Source organism: Roseicella frigidaeris (assembly GCF_003258945.1).
Lineage (GTDB): Bacteria > Pseudomonadota > Alphaproteobacteria > Acetobacterales > Acetobacteraceae > Paracraurococcus > Paracraurococcus frigidaeris.
In genome coordinates this window covers 88,864-114,096 of the sequence record NZ_QLIX01000011.1, presented here as the reverse complement: position 1 = coordinate 114,096, position 25,233 = coordinate 88,864, and the positions used below count along the sequence as shown (strand labels likewise).

Genomic DNA, 25,233 nt, shown 5'->3' with positions numbered 1-25,233 from the left:
ACCCGGCGCGCGCGGTTCCAACCCGCGGCCCGCGGGCAGAGCGTCGTGCGCCGGGGTGAAGGGCAAAGGCGCCCGGCGGGGCGCCGCCGCGCCGCTCAGCCCCGCGCGTCGCGCGCCGCCTGCGCCGCCTTGGTCCGCTGCGAGATCCGCCCGACCTGGGCGCCGAGGATGGTCGGCCGCACGCGCCGGTTGGGCCGGTTGGCCATGCCGGCATCCGCCGTCTCCCCCGCCCCGGGATGGTGCCGCGGCGCCGCCTTGCGGCGGTCGAGCGCCCGGCGCAGCCGGGCCGCGTTGCGGGCGATGCGCACCTCGTTGAGCAGCAGGTCGAGCCGCGCATTCACCCGCGCCAGCGCCCGGGCATAGACCTGCTTCTTCGCCGCCAGGCCGCGCTCGCTGGCCGCGCCGCCGCCGCCCCCCTTGCCGCGGCGGTCGCGGCGGCGGTCGCGGATCAGGTCGCGCGCCCGGTTGCGGCGCGCGCGCAGCCAGCGCGCCAGCGCCTGCACCTCGTCCCGCGCCAGCTCGCCGAGGCGCGGGTAGTGGCTGCGCTCGATCGGCTCGCGCTCCTCCTCGGCCAGCAGCCCATGTTCGTGCACGAAGGCGATACCCATCCGTCGGTCCCTCCCCTGGAGCGCCGCCCGGCCGGGCGGCGATCGGTGCCGGTGCAGGGATAGAGCATGACGCCAGCCGGCGTTCCCGCCCCGGCGCTCAGGCCCGGCGCAGGACGGTCCGATCCGCGGCCCGCAGGGCCGAGCGCCCGCACGGGCGCCGCGCGTCGCGCCGCAGGGCGCGCCTGACGGCGCGACGGCCCAAGCAAGCCGGAGGGTCGCGCCCGGCGCCAAGGGGACTGCCCATGGGGGCCGTCGATGGGGCGCCAGCCACGGCCGTTCGTATCAGGCGGCGTCGTGGAAGATGAGGCCGAGGGTGAAGCGCTCGCCGGCCTGGATGCGGCTGACCCCGTGGCGGAGGTTGACCCGGTAGACGCCGCGGCTGCCCTGCACCGGCCGGTGGTGGACGGCGAAGACCACCCCCTCCCCCTGCCGCAACCCCACCACCTCGGCGCGGGACTGCATGCGCGGGCGCTGCTCGGTGAGGACGAACTCGCCGCCGCTGAAGTCGCGCCCGGGCTCGCTCAGCAGGATCGCCACCTGCAACGGGAAGGCAAGCGCGCCATAGAGGTCCTGGTGCAGGCAGTTGTAGTCCTCCGGCCCGTAGCGGAGCAGCAGCGGGGTCGGCTTGGTCTGCCCGGCGGCGTGGCAGGCGGCGGTGAAGGCGTCCAGCCCGGGCGGGAAGCGGGGCGCGAGGCCGAGCGCCGCCTGCCAGGCATTGGCCAGCGGCACCAGCCGGGCATAGAGCGCCCGGCGCAGCGCCGCGACCAGGGGCGGCAGGGGCGCCGCGAAATACTTGTACTCGCCCCGGCCGAAGCCGTGCCGGGCCATGACGACGCGGCTGCGGAAGCCGGCCTCCTGGCCATAGAGCGCCGCCAGCCCGGCGCATTCCGCCGGGGTCAGCAGCGGGCCGGCCGGGGCGGCGCCATGCGCCCCGAGCGTCGCGTGGAGGCGCGGCCAGTCGAGGCCGGCGATGCGGGAATCGATGTCCATGCGCCCCCCTATGCCGGACCTCGCCAGCCGGCGCCTCCCGCCCGGTGCGGCGGTCCGGCGGCGCCCGGTCGGCATCGCCATCGCGCGCATGGCCGCCCCACCCGCGGCCCGCAGGGCCAGGGTGTCAGCCAGGGCGGCGGGATCAGCCCGGCCGCGCCAGCAGCGGCCGGCCGAGCGCCCAGCCCAGCGCCACCAGCGCCGCGACCGCCGCGCCATGCCAGACCAGCACCATCAGCATCGCATCCAGGTGGTGGATCAGGGACAGCCCGGCCGAGCAGAGCGCCGCCGCCGCCAGCCCGCCCAGCAGCAGCACCGGCCCCGGCCGCACCGGCCCGGCATGGCGCAGCAGCAGCAGCATCGCCGCGGTGAGCGGCGCGCCGAGGGCCAGGATGAAGCGCAGGCACCCCCAGCTCGGCCCGAGGCTCCAGGCGGCGGGGCCGAGGCGCCCGAGATCGGCGAGGCACCCCCAGCCGAGGCTGCCCAGCCAGAGGCCGAGCGGCGCGAGCGGCAGCAGCCCCCAGCGGCCGGAGCGGTCGGGCCGCGCCAGCATCGCCGCCGCCAGCGCCGCCGCGACGCCGGTGGCGAGCGAGGCGAGGAATTGCGCCCGCTCGCCCGGCTCGGCCATGGCGGCGGCGAGATCCGGCCGCAGCCCGTGCAGGGCGATGGCGAGGCCGATCACCAGCCCGGCCAGCGCCAGCCAGAGCAGCGCCAGCAGCCCGGGCGGCGGCAGGCGCCGCACCGGGCGCAGCCCGAGGGCCAGCTCCGCGATGAGACGCTCGCTCGCCCCGTCCGGCCCCTCGCCACGCCCCGGCGCCAGGGGCCGGCGCCGGGCGGATGCCGGCCAGCCCGGCGCGCCCTTCCTCGCCGTCATTCGCCACTCCCCGTGCCAGGCCGCGCCGCCAGGCGCCGCCGCAGCGCCCGCACCGCCCGGTGCGTCGCCACCTTCAGCGCGCCGACGCTCATGCCCGAACGGGCGCTGGCCTCGGCGAGCGGCAGGTCCTCGAGCTTGGCCAGGCCGAGCGCGGTGCGCTGGGCCGGCGGCAACTCGGCGACCGCCGCCCGCAGCTCGGCCGCGGCGACCCGCGCCTCCCCCTGATTCGCCAGCGGCGCGGCCAGGGTTTCGCCGGCATCGCCGAGCGGGATCTCCCGCCCCTGCCGCCGGCCGCTGCGCCGCAGCCGGTCGATCGCCCGCCGCTCGCAGATCGCCACCAGCCAGGGGCGGATCGGCCGCGCCGGATCATAGGCGTGGCGGAGCTGGTGGATCGTCAGCAGCGCGTCCTGCACCGCGTCCTCCGCCTCCGCCGGGTCGCGGATGCGGCGGCGGGCGGTGTTGCGGAGCAGCGGCAGCGCGGCGCGGAGCAGCGCGTCATAGGCCCGGGCGTCGCCGGCCTGCGCCGCCGTCATCCAGCTCTCCCACTCCCCCGCCTCCGCCATGCCCGCGGCTCAGCCGAGCAGCGGCGGCCGGCGCGCCCGCCAGCCATGCGCCACCTCATAGGCATGGCCGGCGCGCAGCAGCCCGGCCTCGGCGAAGGGCTTGCCGATGAGCTGCATGGCGAGCGGCAGGCCGCCCGCGCCGAAGCCGGTGCAGACCGAGAGGGCGGGCCAGCCGGTGACGTTGCAGGGCGTGGTGAAGCTCGGCCGCTCCAGGAAGGCCCAGGGCGACACCGCGTCGATCCGCGCCGCCTCGCCGGGCTGGACGGCGGTGAGCAGCAGGTCGACATCCGCCGTCGCCGCCTCGGTCGCCGCGACCAGCCGCCGCCGCGCCTTCTGCGCCGCCAGGTAGTCCGCCGCGCCGAGCAGCCCGCCCAGCGCCAGCCGGTCGCGCAGGATGGCGCCGAAGCGGTCCGGCTCGCGGCGCATCGCCACCTCGTGGATGGAGAAGGCCTCGGCGAGCATGATCGCCCAGGCGCAGGCATTGAAGGCGTCGAGCCCCGGCAGCGTCACCTCGCGCACCTCCGCGCCCTCCCGGCGGAAGAACTCGGCAGCGCCCTCGATGCCGGCAAGAGTCGCGGCGTTCACGGGATGATCGCGCTCGTGGAAGTGACGGACGAGGCCGATGCGCAGGCCCTTCACGCCCCCCTTCCCCCCTTGGCCGAGCCCGGCGCGGAAATCGGGCACCGGCCGGTCGGCGCTCGCCGGATCGGCCGGGTCGTGCCCCGCCATGGCCTGCAGCAGGATGGCGCAATCCTCCACCGTCCAGGCCATCGGCCCGGTATGGTCGAGGGATTGCGACAGCGGCAGCACGCCGGCGCGGGAGCAGCGGCCATAGGTCGGCTTGAGGCCGGCGATGCCGCAGAGCGAGGCCGGCAGGCGGATCGAGCCCGCGGTGTCGGAGCCGGTGCCGCCGAGCACGAGGCCGGCGGCGACGGCCGCGCCGGTGCCGGAGGAGGAGCCGCCGGTGAAGTGCTCCGGGTTCCAGGGATTGCGCGCCGGCGGCCAGGGCAGGTCGAAGCTCGGCCCGCCGAGCGCGAACTCATGCGTCGCCAGCTTGCCAAGCACGACGGCGCCCGCCTTGGCCAGCAGGCGCACCGTGGTCGCGTCCTCGCGCGGCACCCAGTCCTGCAGCAGCCGCGAATGCCCGGTGGTGGCGATGCCGGCGGTGCAATAGATGTCCTTGTGCGCGATGGGGATGCCGTCGAGCGGGCCGCGCGGCCCGTCGCGGGCGATGCGCGCCTCGGCCGCCCGGGCGGCGGCGCGCGCGGCCTCGGCCTCGAGGCGGATGAAGGCGTGCAGCGTGCCGTCCAGCCGCTCGATGCGCCCGAGGCAGGCCTCGGTCAGCTCGACCGGCGAGAGGCGGCGCGCGGCGATCGCCGCGGCGGCCTCGGCGATGGTCGGGATGGGCGACGCGCTCACCGCCCCGGCTCCGCCGAGAAGGTGGCGGCGGGCTCGGCCAGCATCCCCGGCGCCGGGTCCCGCAGCAGCCGCAGCATGCCGCCGAAGCGCGGCCAGACCGCCCGCAGCGCCGCGCGCTGCTCGGCCGTGAGGGGAATTCCGGCGCGCGCGACCAGCGCCTCGAACGCGGCTTCGGAGGTTTCGGACGGCATCGGCCATCTCCCGCTCGTGTTGATGCGACGCAGTATGATCCGATCCGGCCGCGCCGGAAGGCGCCGGCCCCCCGGTTGCGCGCGTCGCGCCGGCAAGGCTAGGCTTGCCGCGGAAACGAAGCGGACCGGAACGCCGGTCGCGGATGCCGGGCTGCCATGCGGGCCCGCAGCGGGAGGACCAGGCCATGAAGCTGGGCGAAGCCATCGCCGAGATCATGAAGCGCGAGGGCGTCGAGATCCTCTGCGGCTATCCGGTGAACCACCTGATCGAGTTCGCCGCGGCGCGCGACATCCGGCCGATCATGGTGCGGCAGGAGCGGATCGGCCTGCACATGGCGGACGCCATCAGCCGCGTCACCGCCGGGCAGAAGATCGGCGCCTTCTGCATGCAGCACGGGCCGGGCAGCGAGAACGCCTATGGCGGCGTCGCCCAGGCCTATGGCGAGAGCGTGCCGGTGCTGGTGGTGCCGCAGGGCTATCCGCGGCGCCTCGCGCATATCGACCCGAATTTCAACTCCTCGGAGGCGATGCGCCATGTGGTGAAATCGGCCGAGCCGGTGGTGCTGGCGGCCGAGATCTCCAACATCATGCGCCGCGCCTTCACCCGGCTGCGCAACGGCCGCGGCGGGCCGGTGCTGGTCGAGGTGCCGACCGACCTCTGGAACGAGGAGGTGGGCGAGATCGACTACGCGCCGGTGATGGCGACGCGCTACGGCCCCGACCCGGTCGAGGTGAAGCGCGCGGCGCGGATGCTGGCCGAGGCGAAGCGGCCGGTGATCTATGCCGGCACCGGCGTCCACTGGGCGCGGGCCTGGACGCAGCTCGCCAAGCTCTCCGAGCTGCTGGCGGCGCCGGTCTGCACCAGCCTCGGCGGCAAGTCGGCCTTCAACGAGGAGCATCCTCTCTCCCTCGGCGCCGCCGGCGTCGCCATGGGCAGGCACATGCGGGTCTTCCTCGACAAGGCGGACCTCATCATCGGCATCGGCTGCTCCTTCACCGAGACCAATTTCGGCCCGAAGATGCCGAAGGGGCCGAAATTCATCCAGGCGACGCTCGACCCGATGCACCTGAACAAGGACGTCAAGGTCGATCTCGGCCTCATCGGCGACGCGGCGCTGACCATGGACGCGCTGCTCGCCGAGCTCGCCGGCCTGGTCGGGTCGCCGCGCGACCCGGCGCCGGTCGCGGCCGAGATCCAGTCGATCAAGGAGCCCTGGCTCGCCGAGTGGATGCCGAAGCTCACCTGCAAGGACGCGCCGCTCAACCCCTATAGGGTGCTGTGGGACCTGCAGCACACGGTGGACAAGGACAACGTCATCATCACCCATGATGCCGGCAGCCCGCGCGACCAGATCTCACCCTTCTGGAAGTCCACCACCCCGCTCTCCTATCTCGGCTGGGGCAAGACCACGCAGCTCGGCTACGGGCTCGGCCTCGCCATGGGGGCGAAGCTGGCGGCGCCGGAGAAGCTCTGCATCAATGTCTGGGGCGACGCCGCGATCGGCTTCACCGGCATGGATTTCGAGACGGCGGTGCGCGAGCGCATCCCGATCATGTCCGTGCTGCTGAACAACTTCTCCATGGCGATCGAGCTGAAGGTCATGCCGGTCAGCACGGAGAAGTACCGCAGCACCGACATCTCCGGCGACTACGCCGCCATGGCGCGCGCCTTCGGCGGGCATGGCGAGCGGGTGACCGACCCGTCCGAGATCGTCCCCGCGATCCGGCGCGGGATCGAGAAGACGCAGCAGGGCATTCCCGTGCTGCTCGAGTTCATCACCTCGAAGGAGACCGCCGTCTCCCGCCTCTGACCCGCGGGCCAGGGGACACACGGCGCAAGACCGAAGGACAAGCGGGCGGCCACGGGCACGCCCGCGGACGGGAGGCAGCATGGCGTCGGTTGCGATCAGGAATGTCCGCAAGGCCTTCGGGCCGGTCGAGGTGCTGCACGGCGTCAGCGTCGACATCGCCGATGGCGAGTTCGTCGTCCTGGTCGGCCCCTCGGGCTGCGGCAAGTCGACGCTGCTGCGCATGCTGGCCGGGCTCGAGAACATCACCTCGGGCGAGATCGCCATCAGCGGGCGCGTCGTGAACAACGTGCCGCCGAAGGACCGGGACATCGCCATGGTGTTCCAGAACTACGCGCTCTACCCGCACATGACGGTGCGGCAGAACATGGCCTTCTCGATGAAGCTGGCCAAGGCACCGAAGGAGGCGATGGAGGCCGAGGTGCGCCGCGCCGCCGGCATCCTCGGCCTCGAGCCCTTCCTCGACCGCTTCCCGCGCCAGCTCTCGGGCGGCCAGCGGCAGCGCGTGGCGATGGGCCGCGCCATCGTGCGGCACCCGCAGGTCTTCCTGTTCGACGAGCCGCTGTCGAATCTCGACGCCAAGCTGCGGGTGCAGATGCGCGCCGAGATCAAGGAGCTGCACCAGCGCCTCAAGGTGACGACCGTCTACGTCACCCACGACCAGATCGAGGCCATGACCATGGCCGACAAGATCGTCGTCATGCATGGCGGGCATGTGGAGCAGGTCGGCCCGCCGCTCGAGCTCTACGACCGGCCGGCCAACCTCTTCGTCGCCGGCTTCATCGGCAGCCCGGCGATGAACCTGGTGAAGGGGCGCCCCGGCAGCGGCGGCTTCGAGGCCGAAGGCGGCGGCGTGCTGCCGCTGCCCGCCGGCGCCAACGGCAAGGCCGGCGTCTACGGCATCCGGCCCGAGCACCTGCGGCTCGACCCGAAGGGGCTGCAGGCCAAGGTGCAGCTCGTCGAGCCGACGGGATCGGAGACGCAGGTGCTGCTCCGCCTCGGCGACACGCCGCTGACCGGCGCCTTCCGCGAGCGGATCACCGCCAACCCGGGCGACACGCTCGGCATCGCCCCGGAGATGGGGCTGGTGCACCTCTTCGAGGGCGAGACCGGGCAGCGCCTCGGCGCCTGAAGCACGACCCATAAGAACGGGAGAACGGGACGGGATGCACATCATCAGGCGGCGCACTGCCCTTGGGCTCGGCGCCGGCGCCCTGGCCGCGGCGATGGCGCGCGAATCGGCAGCGCAGATCCCGGTAGCCGACGCCACGCTGAAGCTGCCGATCGAGAGCGGCGCCTCGCTGCGCATCCTGCGGCCGGCCCGCTTCGTCGAGCCGGACGAGGTGATCTTCCGCGAGAACACCCAGCGCTTCCAGCAGCAGACCGGCGTGCAGGTGCGCGTCGACTTCGTCGGCTGGGAGGATATCCGCGCCCAGACCGCGGTCACCGCCAATACCGGCAGCGGGCCGGACGTGGTGCTCGGCTGGGCCGAGGACCCGCACATCTTCGTCGACAAGCTGGTGGAGCTCTCCGACGTCGCCGAGTATCTCGGCAAGCGCTATGGCGGCTGGAAATTCCTCGGCGAGAAATTCGGCAAGAAGAACGGCAGCAACAATTGGATCGGCATCCCCTTCGGCGGCACCGCCGGCCCGATCGTCTACCGCGAGAGCGCGGTGAAGGCGGCCGGCTACGACGCCATCCCGACCGAGCACGACAAGTATCTCGATCTCTGCCGCAAGCTGAAGGCGGCGGGCAAGCCGGCCGGCTTCACCCTCGGCAACGCGGTCGGCGACGGCAACGGCTACGCCAACTGGCTGGTCTGGTCGCATGGCGGCTTCCTGGTCGACGAGGACGGCAAGGTCGCGATCAACAGCAAGCAGACGATCGAGGCGCTGAAATACGCCGCCGAGCTGCAGAAGACCTTCGTGCCCGGCACGCTCTCCTGGAGCGACGTCTCGAACAACCGCGCCTATTCGGCGCAGGAATGCTTCCTGACGGCGAATGGCGTCTCGCTCTACTTCTCGCTGAAGAACGACCCGGCGACGGCGGCGATCGCGGCCGACACCAACCACGCGCCGCTGCCGAAGGGGCTGGCCCCCTCGCCGCCGCAATCGGCGCTGACCATCAACGCCATGCTGTTCAAGCACAGCCGCTACCCGAACGCCGCCAAATCCTATCTCGCCTTCATGATGGAGCGCGAGCAGTACGACCCCTGGCTGCAGAAATGCCTCGGCTACTGGGCGCATCCGCTGAACGCCTACGACAAGAGCCCGGTCTGGGAATCCGACCCCAAGATCACCGGCTTCCGCGACAGCATGAACAACCGCTACTGGAACGGGTGGAAGGGGCCGATCAACCAGGCGGCCGCGTCCTCCACGGCGGAATACGTCATGGTGCAGATGTGCGCCGCGGTCGCCGCCGGCCAGCAGACGCCCGAGGCCGCGGCGCGCGAGGCCGAGCGCCGGGCGAAGCGCTACTACCGCGGCTGAGGCAGGGCGCCGCCGGGCCAACCGGCGGCGGATGAGGCAGGGAGGAGGGCGCCATGTCCGTGGCGGCAAGCACGGCCTGGAAGAACGTAAGGCAGGAACCGGGCTGGCTGGCCCGGTTCTTCGACTGGAAGCCCGTCCTGGTCTTCTGCTGCATGCTGCCCGCCACCGGGCTGCTGCTGGTCTTCCTCACCTACCCGCTCGGGCTCGGCATCTGGCTCGCCTTCACCGATACCATGATCGGCCGCGGCGGCGCCTGGGTCGGGCTCGAGAATTTCGAGTATCTGGCGGAGGACCCGGTCTTCTGGACGGCGGTCTTCTACAGCGTCTTCTACACGGCGGTGGCGACGGTCGGGAAATTCGCCCTCGGCCTCTGGCTCGCCCTGCTGCTGAACAACCACCTGCCCTTCAAGAGCCTGCTGCGCGCCATCGTGCTGCTGCCCTGGATCACGCCGACGGTGCTCTCGGCCATCGCCTTCTGGTGGATCTACGACCCGCAGTTCAGCATCGTCTCCTATATCCTCGTCGACGTGCTGCACCTGCGGAACACCTATATCGACTTCCTCGGCTCCACCTGGCCGGCGCGCTGGTCGCTGATCGCGGCCAATGTCTGGCGCGGCATCCCCTTCGTCGCCATCTGCCTGCTCGCCGGGCTGCAGACCATTTCGCCCAGCCTCTACGAGGCGGCGCTGCTCGACGGCGCGACGCCCTGGCAGCGCTTCACCCAGATCACGGTGCCGCTGCTCATGCCGATCCTGGCGATCGTCATGACCTTCTCGATCATCTTCACCTTCACCGACTTCCAGCTCGTCTACGCCATCACCCGCGGCGGGCCGGTGAACTCGACGCATCTGATGGCGACCCTCGCCTTCCAGCGGGGCATCCCGGGCGGGCAGCTGGCGGAGGGCGCGGCGATCGCGGTCTCGATGATCCCGTTCCTGATCTTCGCCACGCTCTTCACCTATTTCGGCATGGCGCGGCGCAAGTGGCAGCAGGGAGAGGGCAATGACTGAGGCCAGCACCGCGACCGCGGACGGGCCGGAGGCGCGCGCCGCCCTCGCCCCGGAGCTGATGACCTGGGACAGCAAGGCGCGCCGCGTGGTGACGCTCTATGTCCCGCTCGCCTGCTTCGTCATCATCCTGCTCTTCCCCTTCTATTGGATGGCGGTGACGGCCTTCAAGCCGAATGCCGAGCTCTACGACTACAAGACCTACAACCCCTTCTGGATCGCCAGCCCGACGCTGGACCACATCCGCCACCTGCTGTTCAACACCAGCTATCCGCGCTGGCTGTGGACGACGATGCTGGTGGCGATCGCCTCCACCGCGCTTTCGCTCTTCGCCAGCGTGCTCGCCGCCTATGCCATCCAGCGGCTGCGCTTCCGCGGCAGCCAGTATGTCGGCCTGGCCATCTACCTGGCCTATCTCGTGCCGCCCTCCATCCTGTTCATCCCGCTGGCGACGATGGTGTTCCGCCTCGGGCTGTTCGACACGCCCTTCGCGCTGATCCTCACCTACCCCACCTTCCTCGTGCCCTTCTGCACCTGGCTGCTGATCGGCTACTTCAAGTCGATCCCCTACGAGCTCGAGGAATGCGCGCTGATCGACGGCGCGACGCGGCTGCAGATCCTGACGCAGATCACCCTGCCGCTCGCCGTGCCGGGGCTGATCTCGGCGGGCATCTTCAGCTTCACCCTGTCCTGGAACGAGTTCATCTACGCCCTCGCCTTCATCCAGAGCAGCGAGAGCAAGACGGTGCCGGTCGCCATCCTGACCGAGCTGGTCTCGGGCGACGTCTACCAATGGGGGGCGCTGATGGCCGGCAGCCTGCTCGGCTCGCTGCCGGTCGCCATCTTCTATTCCTTCTTCGTGGACTACTACGTCTCCTCCCTCACCGGCGCGGTGAAGGAATAGCGGGGGCCCGAACCCCCGCTCGCCTACAGCTTGCGCTGGAGCCCGGAGACGTAGCCGCGGTTCCAGGTGGGCGTCAGCCAGACCTCGTTCATCGTCACGCCCTCCGGCAGGGTGGCGACGTAGAGGATGAGGTCGGCGCATTGCTCCGGCTGCAGCATGCGGTCGAGCTCCTCCTGGCTCAGCGGGTTCGGCCGCTTCTTCAGGATCTCGGTGTTCACCTCGCCGGGGCAGAAGGCGGTGCTGCGGATGTTGTTGACGCATTCCTCCATGTTGAGGCTGTGGCTCATCGCCACCACGCCGTGCTTGGCGGCGTTGTAGCCGGCGCCGCTCATCACCCCGACATTGCGCCCGGCCATGCTGGCGGTGTGGATCATCACGCCCCCGCCCTGCGCCCGCATGATCGGCAGCACCGCGCGCGCCACGTAGAAGGCCGAGCTGAGGTTGCCCTGGATGAGCTGATCGATCCCCTCCGGGCTCAGCCGCGTCCAGTCCCGCTCCACCACGTTCAGCCCGGCATTGCTCACCAGCACGTCGAGCCGCCCGAGCGTCGCGCCGATCCAGTCCGCCACGCGCTGCACCTCGGCCGCCCGCATCAGGTCGGCCGGCTGCACATGCGCCGTGCCGCCCTGGCCGCGGATCCGCTCCGCCACCGCCGCCAGCCGGTCCTGCCGGCGGCCGGTGAGCACCACCACCGCGCCCTCGGCGCCGAAGCGCTCCGCCACCGCCTCGCCGATGCCGCTCCCCGCGCCCGTCACCCAGGCGATCCTGCCATCCAGCCTGCCCATCGCATCCTCCTCCACGATGCCGCGACGCTACCCCCGCCGGGGCGGCTTGTGGATAGGCGGCCGACATGGTTCGATCCGGCACGGCGCGGCGTGGCGCTGCCAGAGCGTGATCGCCTGAGGTGGAAACGCCGAAGGCGTGAATCACGCGATCAAACACTGGCCTGGACCATGATCCGCGAACCCGTGCGGGCGGATCATGGTCCAGGATGCTTGGGAGAGGAACGGAGAGCGCGATGAAGATCGCCCGGCTGGAGACCCTGCGCGCCGATGCCGGCTGGCGGATCTTCTCCTTCCTCAAGGTCACGACCGATGACGGGCTCGTCGGCTGGTCGGAATACAGCGAGAGCTTCGGCTCCGCCGGCCTCTCCGCCGTCATCGAGAGCCTGGCGCCGCTGGTCATCGGCCGCGACCCGACACGCTGGGAGGAGGTGACGGCCTGGCTGCAGGTGATGACGCGGCAATCCCGCGGCGGGCTGAACCAGCAGGCGATCGCCGCCATCGAGAATGCGCTGCTCGACATCGCGGCGCGGGCGCGCGGCCTCTCCGTCGCCGCCCTCTTCGGCGGGCCGATCCGCACGCGGATCCCGGTCTACTGGTCGCATTTCGCCAGCTACCGGGTGCGCAACGCGGCGCATATGGGCGTGCCGGCCATCCGCAGCCGCGCCGATGTCGCCCGCCACGCGGCCGAGGTGAAGGAGCGCGGCTTCCGCGCCCTCAAGACCAACATCCTGATCCCCGGGCCGGATGGCGCGCTGTTCCAGTACGCGCCCGGCTTCGGCCGGCATGCCGGCTGGCCGGAGCTGAACTGGGACAACCGGCTGCTCGCCGAGCTGCGGGCGCATCTGCGCAGCATCCGCGACGCGGTGGGGCCGGAGATGGGCATCCATCTCGACACCAATTTCCATTTCCGCACCGAGGGCTTCCAGCGCGTCGCCGAGGCGGTGGCGCCCTATGACCTCACCTGGCTCGAGATCGACAGCCACGACCCGGCGGCGCTCGCCACGATCAAGCGCATGGCGCCCTGCCCCGTCGCCTCCTGCGAGACGCTGCACGGACGGCGGGAGTTCCGCCCCTTCCTCGAACAGTACGCGATGGATGTCGGCATTGTCGACGTCATCTGGAACGGGCTCGGCGAGAGCATGAAGATCGCCTCCTTCTGCGACGTCTACGAGGTCAACTGCGCGCCGCACAATTTCTACGGCAATCTCTGCACCGCCATCAGCGCCACCTTCTCCGCCTGCATCCCGAATTTCCGGGTGATGGAGATCGATATCGACAGCGTCGCCTGGCGCGACGAGTTCACCGCCGCGCCGCGGATCGAGGATGGCGCGCTGGTCCTGTCGGAGGGGCCGGGCTGGGGTGTCGAGGTCAACGAGGCCGCGATCCGCGCGCGGCCGGTGCGTTAAGGAGAGGACAGCCGCATGGCCAGGTTCAGGATCGTCACCCCCGCAGGCGCCAGCTTCACCGTCGCCGGCGGCGGCTATGCGCTGGAGAGCGAGGCGCTGGCGGAGATCGATGCCGAGATCGTCGAGGCGCCGACCGACACCGCCGGCTTCATCGCTGCGGCGCGCGAGGCGGATGCGATCTACGCCAAGGGCATCCCGATCACCAGGGAGATCATCGACAGCCTGACGAAGTGCCGCATCATCGCCCTCGGCTCCGTCGGCGTCGACAGCGTCGACGTGAAGGCGGCGACGGCGCGCGGCATCCCGGTCACCAACGTGCCCGACACCTTCATCGAGGAGGTGGCGGACCATGCCATGATGCTGCTGCTCGCCGGCTTCCGCCGGCTGATCGAGCAGGACCGCATGGTGCGCGAGGGCCGCTGGAAGGAGGGCCGCCCGGCGCTGCTGCAGATCCCGCGCCTGATGGGCCAGACCCTCGGCTTCATCTCCTTCGGCCGCGTCGCCCGCGCCGTCGCCCGCCGCGCCGCCCCCTTCGGGCTGCGCATGATGGCCTACGACCCCTTCATCGAGGAGCTGCAGATCGCGGAATACGGCGTGCAGCCGGCGACGCTCTCCGAGGTGCTGGCGCAGTCCGACTTCCTCAGCATGCACGCCCCGGCGCGGCCCGAGGTGCACCACATGCTGAAGGAGCAGCATTTCCGCGCCATGAAGCCCTCCGCCATCTTCGTCAACACCGGACGCGGCCCGACCGTGGACGAGAGCGCGCTGATCAAGGCGCTGCAGGAGGGCTGGATCGCGCATGCCGCGCTCGACGTGCTGGAGACCGAGCCGCCGAGCCACAACAACCCGCTGCTGCGCATGGAGAACGTCACCCTCACCGCGCATGTCGCCAGCGCCTCGGCCCGCTTCGACGAGGCGCGCAAGCGGCGCGTCGGGCATGAGCTGGCCCTCGTGCTCCAGGACAAATGGCCGATGAGCTGCGTCAACCCCTCGGTGCTGCAGACCACCAAGCTGCGGCGCTGGCAGCCGGTCGGCATGGGCCGCGGGCCGAACAGCTAGCGGCCGCCGACCCTGGCGCGGCCCCGGCGCCGCGTCCTATCCTTGGCGCCCCGGCGCCCACCCGGTCCAGGAGAGACCCCCGATGTCCACGAAACATGCCGTCGTCACCGGCGCCGGCTCCGGCGTCGGCCGCGCCGCCGCCCTCGCCCTGCTCGGCGGCGGCTGGTCGGTCGCGCTCGCCGGGCGCCGCAAGGATGCGCTGGAGGAGACCATCGGCCTCGCCGGCGAGGCGGCGTCGCGCGCGCTCGCCATCCCCACCGATGTCGGCGACCCGAAGGCGGTGAACGCCCTCTTCGACCGCATCAAGGCGGAATGGGGCCGGCTCGACTTCCTGTTCAACAATGCCGGCGGCAACGTCCCGGCCGGGCCGATCGAGGACCTGGCCTATGAGGACTGGGCGCGGGTGGTGCAGGTCAACCTCACCGGCTCCTTCCTCTGCGCCCAGGCCGCCTTCCGCCTGATGAAGAATCAGTCTCCCCAGGGCGGCCGCATCGTCAACAACGGCTCGATCTCGGCGCATGTGCCGCGGCCGGACAGCGTCGCCTACACCTCCACCAAGCATGCCATCACCGGCCTGACCAAGGTGCTGGCGCTGGATGGCCGGCCCTTCGACATCGTCTCCGGCCAGATCGACATCGGCAATGCCGGCACGCCGATGACCGCCCGCATGCAGAAGGGCGTGAAGCAGGCGAATGGCGAGATGAAGGTGGAGCCGGTCTTCGACGTGGCGCATGTCGGCAGCACCATCCTGATGATGGCCAACCTGCCGCTGGATGCGAACATCCAGTTCGTCACCATCGCCGCCGCCAAGATGCCCTGGATCGCCCGCGGCTGATCCCACGGCGCCGCCCCCCTACCAGGGTATCAAGCCTCGGGGCACCAAGCCTCAGGGCATCACGTCGAGCAGCGCCTGGCAGGCGGCGGCGCAGGCGCGGCAGGACTCGGCGCAGATCCGGCAATGCGCATGCATGCCGGCATGCCGGCCGCATTCGGCGGCGCAGGCCTCGCAGGCGGCGATGCAGGCCTGCAAGGTGGCCGCCATGCTCGCCTTGTTCGGCTTGGTCAGCCGCCCGACGCTCCGCGCCGTCGCGCCGCAGAGATCGGCGCAGTCGAGGTCGAGACGGATGCAGGCGACCATCTCGGCGACATTCGTCTCGGACAGGCAGGCATCGGCGCAGCTCGTGCAGACCGCGGCGCAATCGAGGCAGCTGGCGATGCAGCGCTCGATCACCGGTTGCGCGGAGGGGTGATGCGGCTGGCTTTGCAGCATCGCCGGCAGGTGCTGGGTCATCGGCCATCTCCTGGACTGCCCCTGCCAACGCGGAGGGGCGCCACAGGCTCCGCGGCCGTCGCCGGGCGGGCCCGGCGCCGCCAGCCTCAGCGCGGGCGGGAGAACCAGTCGGTCACCCGCTCCAGCGCCCGCGCCAGCGTCGCCTCCTGCTGCGCGAAGCAGAGGCGGAAATGCCCCTCCCCGCCCGGGCCGAAGGCCGAGCCGGGGGCGAGGCCGACCCGGGCGCCGCGGCTCATCCGCTTCGCCTCGGCCAGGCTGTCGGTCAGCCCCTCGACCCGGAAGAAGCTGTACATGCCGCCCGAGGCGACCGGCGCGGTGATCCCCGGCACCGTCGCCAGCGCCGCCGCCGTGCGGTCGCGCAGCCGGCGGAACAGCGCGGCGTTCCCGGCGATGAAGTCATCCCCGCCCTCGAGCGCGGCGATGCCGGCGCGCTGCACGAAGACCGGGGCGCAGGAGGTGTTGTACTCCACCACCTTCGCCAGCCCCGGCAGCAGCGCCGGCGGCACCACCAGCCAGCCGAGCCGCCAGCCGGTCATCGCCCAGGATTTGGAGAAGCTGTTGACGCCGATGACCCGGTCCTCGGGGGTGGCGATCTCGAGGAAGGAGGGCGCCGCCGGGCCATCGTAGTACAGCCGCTCATAGACCTCGTCGGCGAGGATCCAGGTGCCGGTGCGGCGGCAATGGTCGAGCACCGCCCGCTGCTCCTCGGCGGTGAAGGCGAAGCCGGTCGGGTTGCCCGGCGAGTTCAGCAGGGCGAGCCGCGTCTCCGGCGTGATGGCGGCGAGCAGCCGGTCGAGATCGACCCGCCACAGCCCCTGCGAGAGCTCGAGCGGCACCGTCTCCACCGGCGCCGAGAGGATCAGCGGGATGGCGCCGATATTCGGCCAGTGCGGCGCCAGCGTCACCACCCGGTCGCCCGGGTCGAGCACCGACTGGCAGGCCAGCATGATGGCGTTCACCCCGGCGCTGGTGGCGGCGATGCGGTCCATCGCCACCGGGCGGCCGTTGCGCTGCAGGTAGCGGGCGATGGCCTCGCGCAGCGGCTCGATGCCGAGGTTGTGGGAGTAGAAGGTCTCCCCGGCGGCAAGCGACGCCGCCGCGGCGCGCGCGATGAAGTCGGGCGTCGGGATGTCCGGCTCCCCCACCCAGAGCGGGATCAGGTCGGCGATGCCGGCGCCGTCGTTGTAGACGTCGCGGATCTTGGAGCTTTCGAGCGCGGCCACGGCGGGGCGCGCCTCGGCGGGGAAGCGGGTCATGCCGGCTGGCTAACGCGGCGGCGGCGGAGCGGCAAGCGGCAGCCCCCCACGGCAGCCTCCAATGGCAGCCCCCGGAAGGCCTCCCGTCCCCAGGGCGTCTCCGGGGCGCCGCTCAGGCGGGCCTGGCCACCGCATCCGAGAGCCGGTCCGGCAGCTCCGGCCGCGGCGGCAGGGGCATCTCGATCCGGCAGACCACGCCATCCCGGCCGAGATCGAGCGAGGCCTTCGCCCGCATGGTGTAGCGGAGCGCCCGCTCGATCAGCTCCCGCCCATAGCCGCGGCGGGAGGTGTCGGGCGGCATGGCGACGCCGCTCTCCCGCCAGTCGAGCACCAGCACCGCCTCGCCGTCGCCGCGCCGCTCCACCGCCCAGCGGATCTGCAGACGCCCGGCCGCCTCCTTCAGCGCGCCGTGCTTCACCGCATTGGTGGTCAGCTCGTGCAGGGCCAGCGCCAGGATCTGCACCCGCTCATAGCCGAGGGAGACGGAGGGGCCGGATACGCTGACCCGGCCATCCTGCCCCGCGGCATAGGCGCGCAGCTCGAGGCGCACCACCTCGGCGAGATCGACCTCCTCGCCCCGGGACTGGCTGATCAGGCTCTGCACGCGCCCGATGGCGCCCAGCCGCTCCACCAGCAGCTTCGGCGTGCCCTCCTTGCCCAGCGTCTGCAGGATGATGGCCTGCACCACGTTCAGCAGGTTGCGCGTGCGGTGCTGCAGCTCGGCGATCAGCACCCGCTGCCGCGCCTCGGCCCGGGTGACGCCGGTGACGTCGAGGAAGGTCAGCACCACGCCCTGCACCCGGCCATCCCCGTTCCGGTAGGGCGCCAGCCGCGCCAGGTAATGCGCCCGCGCCTCCTCGTGGTCGAGCTGCCGCTCGAAGGGCTCGCCGCTCTCGAGCACCGCGGCGATGTTGCGGTCGAGCTCGGGCAGGGTGAAGCGGCTCGACAGGTCGGTGATCGGCCGCCCGCGATCGGTCGGCAGCAGGTTGAAGATCCGCGTCGCCGCCGGGGTGAAGCTGCGGATCTGCAGGCTCCGGTCGAGGAAGATGGTGGCGACGTCGGTGCTCTCGAACAGGTTCTTCAGGTCGTCATGCGCCCGGTCCAGCGCCTCGACCTTGCTGTTCAGCTCGAGATTGACGGTCTGCAGCTCCTCGTTGACCGATTGCAGCTCCTCCTTCGAGGCCTCCATCTCCTCGTTGGTGGATTGCAGCTCCTCGTTCAGCGAGACCAGCTCCTCGTTCGAGGCCTTCACCTCCTCCAGCGCCGTCTCGTATTCCTCGATCAGCGATTGCAGTCGCTCGCGGGTCTCCCGCAGCTCGGCCTCCAGCCGCAGCGCCGCGCCGTCCTGCGCCGCCTGGCTGCGGGCCAGCGCCTCCTCGCGGCCGAGCGGCGGCCCCTCATCGGCGAAGAGCACGAGGAACAGCGGCTCGTCGCGGTCGCGCAGCGGCTCCACCGTCAGCGTGATGAGCTGGACCCGGCCGTCATCCTCCTCCACCGCGATGCCGTCGCGGGTGACGGTGCGGCCGGTCTCGAAGGCCTCCCGCAGCGTCGTCCGCAGGTCGAGGCGCAGGCCCCTGCGGGCCAGGGTCAGGATCTGGCGCGTCGGCGTCCCGGCCGCCGCCTCCAGGTACTTGCCGGTGCGGGCCGAGTAGTAGGCGATGTCGCCGTCGCGGTTCACCACCACGAAGGGCGGCGCGAACCGCTCCAGCACCTGGGTTTCCACGGCCTGGCGCAGCAGCATGCCGTTGCCCGCCAGCCGGGGCGGCGTCGTCCCCGCCACATGCCCCGGCCGCAGCGTGCTGAGCGCCATGGGCAGGCGGATGGATTGCGGCGCATCCCCGCGCCGCAGGAAGATGCGATGCTTCTTCTCCAGCGGCGTGAAGAGGTCGCCGAAGCCGCTGATGTTCTCCGAGGTGCCGAGGAACAGGTAGCCGCCCGGCCGCAGCGCGTAGTGGAAGATCGGGATGACCTGGTTCTGCGCCGTGGCCCCGAAATAGATCAGCAGGTTGCGGCAGGAGACCAGGTCGATGCGGGAGAAGGGCGGGTCCCGCAGCACGCTGTGCGGCGAGAAGACGCAGAGGTCGCGCACCTCCTTGGCCACGATGTGGCTGCCGCCGTCCGGGACGAAGAAGCGCTCGCGCCGCTCCGCCGAGACGCCTTCGAGCAGCGATTCGGGATAGCGCGCCGCGCGGGCGACGCCGAGCGCGCGCTCGTCGATGTCGGTGGCGAAGATCTGCACCCGCGGCGCCGTGGCGAGGCGGTCCATCTGCTCGCGCAGCAGGATGGCGAGCGAGTAGACCTCCTCGCCGGTGGCGCAGCCCGGCACCCAGATGCGCACCGCGTCGCCGACGGCGCGCCCCTCGAACAGCCGCGGGATCACCGTCTCGGCCAGCGCCTCGAAGGCATCGGCGTCGCGGAAGAAATTGGTGACGCTGATCAGCAGGTCGCGGAACAGGGCGCTGACCTCCTGCGGGTTCTGCCGCAGCAGGTCGAGATAGCCCTCCATGGAGGTGAACTGCCGCACCTGCATGCGCCGCTGCACCCGGCGCAGGAAGGTCTTCGGCTTGTAGCCGGCGAAGTCGTGGCCGATCTGATCGCGCAGGATGTTGCAGATCTCCTGCCGCGCCCCTTCCAGCGCCGCCGCCTCGGCCGAGGGGTCGCCCTCCGCACCCGCGGCGATCCCGTCGAGCAGGTGCAGGCCGCGGGCGAAGTCGACGAGCCGGGCGCCCATCTCCTCGACCGGCAGGGCGAAGTCGATCAGGCCGGAGGCGATGGCGCTGTCCGGCATGTCCGGATGCGCGGGGCCATGGCCGTCCGCGACCTGCGCCAGGGTCAGGCCGCCGCGCTCCTTGATCGCCTTGACGCCGAGCGTGCCGTCGCCGTCGCCGCCCGAGAGCACCACGCCGGCGGCGTGCTCGCCCTGGTCGGCGGCGAGGGCGCTGAAGAAGATGTCGATCGGCTTCCGCTCGCGCCGGCCGGTGTTGGGCCGGGTGACCTGCAGGCGGCCGCCCTCGATGCCGAGGACGGCATCGGCCGACAGCACATAGACCTGGTCCGGCTCGACCTGCTGGTCATCGACCACGACCTGGACGGGCAGCTCGGTGTAGCGGGCCAGGACCTCGGGCAGGAGGCTCTCGCGCTCCGGGCTGAGATGCGTGATCACGACGATGGCGAGGCCGGGCCGGGCCGGCAGGCCGCGGAAGAAGCCCTCCATCGCCTCGATCCCCCCCGCGGAGGCGCCGACCCCGACGATCGGGAAGGGCTGCGGCGGCATCAGGCCGGGCTCCGGCGCGGCAGCCGGGCGCGGCCGGCGCCCGGGCGGTGCGGCGCCGGGGCCCGTCCCGCGGCAGGATGGCGATGCGGCGGCCCGGCCTGACGTCTCCGGCGCGCGAGGTGGGCCATGGGGAATCCTCGTCGCATGTGACGTCGCGCCTCTGCCATTCCGGGGCTTCGTCGGCCACGAACGCCCGGAGAGGAGGAGAGGATAGCCGATGATCGGGATTTTCCACGCGGCGATGGCGATTTGCCACAGGCCGGCGCGGATTCATTGAACGGCCCGGGCGGAACCTGGCCCTGCGGTTGACGGCCGCCGCGATGCCGCGGGGCGCCGGCCGACTGTCCGCCCCGCCCCGCCGCCGGGGGCCGGCGACGGGGGCGGCGCCTCAGCGCCCGGTGAAGCGCGGCTCCCGCTTCTCCAGCATGGCCGAGACCGCCTCCTTGTGGTCCTCGGTGCTGTGCGCCAGGGCCTGGTAGGCGGCCGAGATCTCCAGCAGGCTGGACAGCCGCATGTGCTGGCCCTCGCGCAGCAGCCGCTTGGTCATCCGCACCATCTCGGGCGGGTTGGCGGCGATGCGCGCGGCCAGCGCGCGGGCCGCCGGCAGCAGCTCGTCGTGCGGCACGACGCGGGAGACGAGGCGGATCTCCTTCGCCGTCGCGGCGTCGATCTGGTCGCCGGTGAAGCTGAGTTCGCAGGCCATGGACATGCCGACCACGCGCGGCAGCAGCCAGGCGCCGCCATCGCCGGGGACGATGCCGACCTTGATGAAGCTCTCGGCGAAGCGCGCCTTCTCGGAGGCGATGCGGATGTCGCACATGCAGGCGACGTCGAGGCCGAGGCCGATGGCCGGGCCGTTCACCGCGGCGATGGTGGGCGCGTCGCACTCGTAGAGGGCATTCGCCATGGCCTGCACGCCGCGGCGGTAATTCTCCCGCAGATCGGCATGGCTGCCCTCGATGATGCCCTTGCGGTCGCGCATCGCCTTCAGGTCGCCGCCGGCGCAGAAGGCGGTGCCGGCGCCGGTGAGGATGACGGCGCGCACGCCGCGGTCGCGGTTCACCCGCCGCACCGCCTCCACCACCGCGTCGCAATCGGCGAAGGTGGAGATGGCGTTGCGCTTCTCCGGCGCGTTCAGGGTGAGGGTGACGACGTGGTCGCTCTCGTCGTAGGTGACGTAGTCGGACATGCCTGGTGGTTCCGCCTGTGGGATCGGGTTCAGCGCGCGGTGAGGTCGGGCCAGAGCGCCGCGCCGCCGCGTTCGAGCGCCGCCTGGCCGAGCCGCCGGGCCCAGACCCGCTCCGCGCCGCAGCCGTCGCGCCAGTCCCAGAGCCGGCGGGTGTAGAGGTGCAGCGCGTGCTCGTCGGTGAAGCCGATGGCGGCATGCACCTGGTGCGCGATGGCGGCGACGGTGCCGGCCGCCTCGCCCGCCACCACCTTGGCCGAGGCGATCTCGAAACCCGCCCCGGCGAGGCCGTGCCGGTCCGCGGCGCGGCCGGCATGGGAGGCGGCGACGGCGACCGCCGCCACCTCGCCGGCGGCGCGCGCCAGGAGCTGCTGCACCGCCTGGAAGCCGCCGATCGGCCGGCCGAATTGCGTGCGGGTGGTGGCGTAGTCGACCGTCATGTCGAGCACCGCCTCCAGCGCCCCGGCGATCCGCGCCGCGTTCAGCAGCGCCCCGGCGAGCAGGTCCGCCTCCGGGCCGAAGGCCTCGGGCAGCCGCCCCTCCTCGGCCGGCACGCCGGGCGCGGCGCGGTCGGCCGGCTCGCGGCTGATTGGCGCCAGACCCTGGCGCGTCGCCGGCCCCGGCTGCAGCAGCACCGCGCCGCCCGAGACCATCACCACCGCCGCGGCACGCCGGCCCCAGGGCACGGGCGCGCCGGCGACGGCGAGGCCGAGCAGGCCCGGGCGCGGCGCGATGCCGCCGGCCGCCAGCAGCGCGGCGGCGACCATGCTCTCGCCGAGCGGGATGGGCGCGCCATGCCGCCCCAGCACGTGCCAGAGCGCCGCAGCATCGCCCCAGCCGAGCCCGGCGCCGCCCTTCTCCTCCGGCGCCAGCGCCGTCGGCAGGCCGAGCGCCTCGGCCTCGGCCCAGAGCGCCGCGGGCCAGTCGCCGCGCTCGTTGGCGCGCAGCGTGTCGGGGCCGGCCTTGTCGGCCAGCAGCCGCTCCACCTGGTCGAGCAGGATGGCGCGGAGGTCGTCGGTCTCGCTCATGATCAGCGCAGCCCCAGCTGGCGGGCGATGATGCCGCGCAGGATCTCGCGGGTGCCGCCGCGGAGCGAGTAGCTGCGGGCGACCATGGTCATGAGGCGCTGCATCTCCAGCACCTCCTCCGGCGTGCGGCCGGGCTGCATCAGATCGCGCAGCGTCTCGGGCAGCGCCTGCTCGTAGTCGTTGCCGGCATCCTTCACCAGCGCCGCCTCGCGCGCCGGCGTCTTGCCGTCCTGCAGCATGCCGGCGACGGCGAGCGACATCTGCCGCAGCGTCCCGGCCCGCGCCAGCAGCCGACCCACCGCCTCGGGCGCCGCCGGCTCGGCCCGCAGGTCATCCAGCGCCGCGGTCAGCAGCGGCAGCGAGGAGAGGTAGCGCTCCGGCCCGGCGCGCTCGAAGGCGAGCTCGGCCGTCGCCTGCTCCCAGCCATTCCCCTCCTTGCCGACCAGCAGGCTGTCGGGGACGAAGACGTCGTCGAAGGTGATCTCGTTGAACCCCTCCTCGCCCAGCAGGTCGAGGATCGGCCGGATGGTGATGCCGGAGCTGCGGCAATCGACCAGGAACTGGCTCAGCCCCTGATGCTTCTGCCTTGGGTCCGGCGCCGGCGCGGTGCGCAGCAGGGCGATCATGAAGTCGCATTTGTGCGCGTTGGTGGTCCAGACCTTGCGGCCGTTGATCTTCCAGCCGCCCGGCACCTTCTCGGCGCGCGTGCGCAGGCTGGCGAGGTCGGAGCCGCTGTCGGGCTCGGAGAGGCCGATGGCGAAGGCCAGCTCGCCGGCGACGATGCGCGGCAGGAATTCCCGCCGCTGCTCCTCGGTGCCGAGGCGGAGGATGAGCGGGCCGGATTGCCGGTCGCCGATCCAATGCGCGCCGACCGGGGCGCCAACGGCCAGCATCTCCTCCAGCACCACGTAGCGCTCGAGCGCCGTGCGCTCGCCGCCGCCATAGGCCTTGGGCCACGTCATGCCGATCCAGCCGCGCCGGCCGACCTCGCGCGAGAAGTCGCGGTCGAAGCCCATCCAGGAATAGGCGCGCACCCGCGGCGAGAAGGCGCGCCCGGCCTCGGCGAGGAAGCCGCGCAGCTCGGCGCGCAACGCCTCCGCCTCCGGCGGGATGTCCCGCAACTCGAAGCGCAAGCCCGCCATTCGCGTCCCCTCCGGCTTATCGGCCCCCTTCCTCGCCCATTCCGCCGCGCCGCGCCACCCCCCCCTCTCGACAGGCCGGCCTGCCAGGGCTTTCCTCGTCCCGGAGACCCAGAATGACCCAGCGCTTCCTCCCCGCCGTCTTCATGCGCGGCGGCTCCTCCAAGGGCGTCTTCTTCCAGGCCCGCCACCTGCCCGCCGACCGCGCGGCGATCGACCCGATCCTGCTCGGCGTGCTCGGCAGCCCGGATCCCTATGGCCGGCAACTCGACGGCATGGGCGGCGGCCTCTCCTCCCTCTCCAAGGCCGTCATCATCGGCCCGCCGAGCCATCCCGAGGCGGATGTGGACTACACCTTCGCCCAGGTCGCGGTGGACCGGCCGGTGGTGGACTGGAAGGGCAATTGCGGCAACCTCTCGGCCGCTGTCGGCCCCTTCGCGGTGGATGAGGGGCTGGTGCGCGCCGCCGAGGGCGAGGCGCTGGTGCGCATCCACCAGGTGAACACGAAGAAGCTCATCCATGCCCGCTTCCCGGTGCGCGCGGGCCGGGCCGAGACGCGGGGCGGTTTCGCCATCGCCGGCGTCGCCGGCAGCGGCGCCCGCATCCGGCTCGACTTCCTCGCGCCCGGCGGCTCGCAATGCGCGGCGCTGCTGCCGACCGGGCGCGCGGTGGACGTGCTGGAGGTGCCGGGCCATGGGCGGCTGCGCGCCAGCCTGGTCGATGCCGCCAACCCGGCGGTGTTCCTCGATGCCCGCGACCTCGGCCTGACCGGCGCGGAATCCCCCGAGGCGATCGAGGCCGATGCGGCGCTGATGGCCCTGCTCGACCGCATCCGCCGCATCGCCGGCGTCGCCATGGGCCTCGCCGCGACGGAGGCGGCGGTCGGCCTGGCCAATCCGCGCGTCGCGCTCGTCGCCGGGCCGCTGGCGGCACGGACGCTGGACGGCGCCGTGCTCGACCCCGCGGCGCATGACGTGACCATCCGCATGCTGTCGATGGAGCGGCCGCACCGGGCGGTGCCGATGACCGGCGCCATGGGCCTCGCGGTGGCCTGCCGCATCGAGGGCAGCATCCCGCAGGCGCTGGCGCGCCGCGGCGCCCGGCCGGAGGAGATCCGCGTCGCGCATCCCTCCGGCATGCTGACGGTGGGCGCCGAGGTGCGGCAGGCGGCGGCAGGCTGGGTGGCCGACAGCGCGGTGGTGTTCCGCACCGCGCGGCGGCTGATGCAGGGCGAGGTGGCGGTGCCGGGATAGGAAGGGCGCGGGGGCGGGCGGCGGCGGCGGGCCCTCACCCCGCCTCCGGCCGGTCCCCGATCCAGCGCAGCAGCGGCCGCAGCGCCGCATCGGTGACCTTTCGCAGCAACCGGGCATCGGCCGTCACGAAGGGAATGCCGAGATCGCGGGCCAGGGCAAGGTAGAGGGCGTCATAGACCGTGACGCCGTTCCCGACCGCGATCGCGAAGGCGCCCGGCATGAGGGTGGCGATCGGCACGGCCTGGATCGGCGCGCGCAGCAGGAGGTCCAGCCGCGCCTCCGCCTCGGCCACCGTCAGGTCGCCGAATTGCTGCTTCGACCACAGGACATTGACCGCCTCGGCCTGCCAGTGATCGGGAGCGTAGAGCGCCTCAAGGTCCAGCAGGGCCGCCGCCGCCTCGGAATGCGCTTCCGCCACCACCCATTTGGCGGCGACGGAGGCATCCACGACAACCCTCAAGGCTCCGAGCCGCGGTTCCGGTCACGATCCGCCCGCAGCAGATCGGCGCTGTCGGTGCGCTGCCGGGGCGATTGGGCGCGCAGCCGCGCCGCGACATCGGCGAAGCTCTCCATCTCCGGGCCGAGCACCTGCTCCAGGATCGCCCGGTGCTCCGCCTCCACCGAGCGGCCGGCCCGGGCGGCACGTTGCCGTAGCGTCTGGATGATCCGCTCGTCCAGGCCCCGGACCAGGAGCTGTCCCATCGCC

At 72.4% G+C, this 25,233-nt stretch carries 24 protein-coding genes; 9 read left to right on the top strand and 15 right to left on the bottom strand.

Annotated elements, in window-relative coordinates:
- Positions 1-95 precede the first annotated feature (95 nt).
- The 6 genes from DOO78_RS15570 to DOO78_RS27885 all read right to left on the bottom strand — a co-directional run bounded on the left by DOO78_RS15570 (position 96) and on the right by DOO78_RS27885 (position 4,642).
- The gene (locus tag DOO78_RS15570; RefSeq protein ID WP_111470782.1) at positions 96-608 is read right to left on the bottom strand and encodes a hypothetical protein; all 513 of its coding nucleotides are present in this window, start codon (positions 606-608) and stop codon (positions 96-98) included.
- Between the two features lie 282 nt (positions 609-890).
- A complete protein-coding gene (locus DOO78_RS15565) occupies positions 891-1,598 on the bottom strand; it encodes a 2OG-Fe(II) oxygenase (protein WP_111470781.1) in 708 nt (235 codons plus the stop codon).
- Between the two features lie 142 nt (positions 1,599-1,740).
- Positions 1,741-2,469 (bottom strand): NrsF family protein, encoded by a 729-nt coding sequence (locus tag DOO78_RS15560; RefSeq protein ID WP_111470780.1) that lies wholly within the window; start codon positions 2,467-2,469, stop codon positions 1,741-1,743.
- Positions 2,466-3,032, bottom strand: coding sequence for a sigma-70 family RNA polymerase sigma factor (locus tag DOO78_RS15555; RefSeq protein ID WP_111470779.1), 567 nt, complete (start codon positions 3,030-3,032; stop codon positions 2,466-2,468). The genes DOO78_RS15560 and DOO78_RS15555 overlap by 4 nt, the downstream gene beginning before the upstream one ends.
- Before the next feature lie 9 nt (positions 3,033-3,041).
- A complete protein-coding gene (locus DOO78_RS15550; protein ID WP_207802923.1) occupies positions 3,042-4,451 on the bottom strand; it encodes an amidase in 1,410 nt (469 codons plus the stop codon).
- Positions 4,448-4,642, bottom strand: coding sequence for a hypothetical protein (locus DOO78_RS27885; protein WP_207802922.1), 195 nt, complete (start codon positions 4,640-4,642; stop codon positions 4,448-4,450). Before DOO78_RS27885 ends, DOO78_RS15550 begins: the two co-directional genes overlap by 4 nt.
- Positions 4,643-4,785: 143 nt before the next feature.
- Between DOO78_RS27885 and DOO78_RS15545 the strand changes: the two genes are divergently transcribed.
- The 5 genes from DOO78_RS15545 to DOO78_RS15525 all read left to right on the top strand — a co-directional run bounded on the left by DOO78_RS15545 (position 4,786) and on the right by DOO78_RS15525 (position 10,850).
- Positions 4,786-6,453, top strand: a complete 1,668-nt coding sequence (locus tag DOO78_RS15545) for a thiamine pyrophosphate-requiring protein (RefSeq protein WP_111470777.1) — start codon at positions 4,786-4,788, stop codon at positions 6,451-6,453.
- 79 nt (positions 6,454-6,532) lie between these two features.
- Complete coding sequence (locus DOO78_RS15540; RefSeq protein ID WP_111470776.1) at positions 6,533-7,582, top strand: ABC transporter ATP-binding protein; 1,050 nt, start codon at positions 6,533-6,535, stop codon at positions 7,580-7,582.
- Positions 7,583-7,616: 34 nt separating this feature from the next.
- Positions 7,617-8,939, top strand: a complete 1,323-nt coding sequence (locus tag DOO78_RS15535) for an ABC transporter substrate-binding protein (RefSeq protein ID WP_111470775.1) — start codon at positions 7,617-7,619, stop codon at positions 8,937-8,939.
- A 53-nt stretch (positions 8,940-8,992) separates the two neighbouring features.
- Positions 8,993-9,949, top strand: coding sequence for a carbohydrate ABC transporter permease (locus DOO78_RS15530; RefSeq protein WP_111470774.1), 957 nt, complete (start codon positions 8,993-8,995; stop codon positions 9,947-9,949).
- The gene (locus DOO78_RS15525) at positions 9,942-10,850 is read left to right on the top strand and encodes a carbohydrate ABC transporter permease (protein ID WP_111470773.1); all 909 of its coding nucleotides are present in this window, start codon (positions 9,942-9,944) and stop codon (positions 10,848-10,850) included. The genes DOO78_RS15530 and DOO78_RS15525 overlap by 8 nt, the downstream gene beginning before the upstream one ends.
- A gap of 23 nt (positions 10,851-10,873) precedes the next feature.
- Here DOO78_RS15525 and DOO78_RS15520 read toward each other — a convergent pair whose 3' ends face one another.
- Positions 10,874-11,635 (bottom strand): SDR family oxidoreductase, encoded by a 762-nt coding sequence (locus DOO78_RS15520; RefSeq protein ID WP_111470772.1) that lies wholly within the window; start codon positions 11,633-11,635, stop codon positions 10,874-10,876.
- Positions 11,636-11,868: 233 nt separating this feature from the next.
- Between DOO78_RS15520 and DOO78_RS15515 the strand changes: the two genes are divergently transcribed.
- The 3 genes from DOO78_RS15515 to DOO78_RS15505 all read left to right on the top strand — a co-directional run bounded on the left by DOO78_RS15515 (position 11,869) and on the right by DOO78_RS15505 (position 14,935).
- Positions 11,869-13,041: a mandelate racemase/muconate lactonizing enzyme family protein gene (locus tag DOO78_RS15515; protein WP_165838916.1), complete on the top strand. Its 1,173-nt coding sequence runs from the start codon at positions 11,869-11,871 to the stop codon at positions 13,039-13,041.
- Between the two features lie 15 nt (positions 13,042-13,056).
- The gene (locus tag DOO78_RS15510; protein WP_111470770.1) at positions 13,057-14,100 is read left to right on the top strand and encodes a C-terminal binding protein; all 1,044 of its coding nucleotides are present in this window, start codon (positions 13,057-13,059) and stop codon (positions 14,098-14,100) included.
- An 82-nt stretch (positions 14,101-14,182) separates the two neighbouring features.
- On the top strand, positions 14,183-14,935 hold the full coding sequence (locus DOO78_RS15505; protein ID WP_111470769.1) for an SDR family oxidoreductase: 753 nt from the start codon (positions 14,183-14,185) through the stop codon (positions 14,933-14,935).
- Between the two features lie 51 nt (positions 14,936-14,986).
- On the opposite strand, the gene DOO78_RS15500 is transcribed toward DOO78_RS15505, so the two are convergent.
- The 6 genes from DOO78_RS15500 to DOO78_RS15475 all read right to left on the bottom strand — a co-directional run bounded on the left by DOO78_RS15500 (position 14,987) and on the right by DOO78_RS15475 (position 23,277).
- Positions 14,987-15,391, bottom strand: coding sequence for a four-helix bundle copper-binding protein (locus DOO78_RS15500; RefSeq protein ID WP_111470768.1), 405 nt, complete (start codon positions 15,389-15,391; stop codon positions 14,987-14,989).
- Between the two features lie 86 nt (positions 15,392-15,477).
- Entirely contained in the window at positions 15,478-16,647 is a 1,170-nt protein-coding gene (locus DOO78_RS15495) for a pyridoxal phosphate-dependent aminotransferase (protein ID WP_111470767.1), read from the bottom strand.
- A gap of 112 nt (positions 16,648-16,759) precedes the next feature.
- Positions 16,760-19,921 carry a CheR family methyltransferase gene (locus tag DOO78_RS15490; RefSeq protein WP_111470766.1) on the bottom strand — a complete coding sequence of 1,054 codons (3,162 nt, stop codon included), beginning with the start codon at positions 19,919-19,921 and terminating at the stop codon, positions 16,760-16,762.
- A 388-nt stretch (positions 19,922-20,309) separates the two neighbouring features.
- The gene (locus DOO78_RS15485; protein WP_111470765.1) at positions 20,310-21,110 is read right to left on the bottom strand and encodes a crotonase/enoyl-CoA hydratase family protein; all 801 of its coding nucleotides are present in this window, start codon (positions 21,108-21,110) and stop codon (positions 20,310-20,312) included.
- Between the two features lie 29 nt (positions 21,111-21,139).
- Positions 21,140-22,135 (bottom strand): acyl-CoA dehydrogenase family protein, encoded by a 996-nt coding sequence (locus DOO78_RS15480; protein WP_111470764.1) that lies wholly within the window; start codon positions 22,133-22,135, stop codon positions 21,140-21,142.
- Between the two features lie 2 nt (positions 22,136-22,137).
- A complete protein-coding gene (locus DOO78_RS15475) occupies positions 22,138-23,277 on the bottom strand; it encodes an acyl-CoA dehydrogenase family protein (protein ID WP_111470763.1) in 1,140 nt (379 codons plus the stop codon).
- Between the two features lie 113 nt (positions 23,278-23,390).
- Between DOO78_RS15475 and DOO78_RS15470 the strand changes: the two genes are divergently transcribed.
- Complete coding sequence (locus DOO78_RS15470) at positions 23,391-24,527, top strand: 2-methylaconitate cis-trans isomerase PrpF family protein (protein WP_111470762.1); 1,137 nt, start codon at positions 23,391-23,393, stop codon at positions 24,525-24,527.
- A 34-nt stretch (positions 24,528-24,561) separates the two neighbouring features.
- On the opposite strand, the gene DOO78_RS15465 is transcribed toward DOO78_RS15470, so the two are convergent.
- Both DOO78_RS15465 and DOO78_RS15460 read right to left on the bottom strand, forming a co-directional pair.
- Positions 24,562-24,975: a type II toxin-antitoxin system VapC family toxin gene (locus DOO78_RS15465; RefSeq protein ID WP_165838915.1), complete on the bottom strand. Its 414-nt coding sequence runs from the start codon at positions 24,973-24,975 to the stop codon at positions 24,562-24,564.
- 8 nt (positions 24,976-24,983) lie between these two features.
- Entirely contained in the window at positions 24,984-25,229 is a 246-nt protein-coding gene (locus tag DOO78_RS15460; protein WP_111470760.1) for a FitA-like ribbon-helix-helix domain-containing protein, read from the bottom strand.
- Between the last annotated feature and the right edge of the window lie 4 nt (positions 25,230-25,233).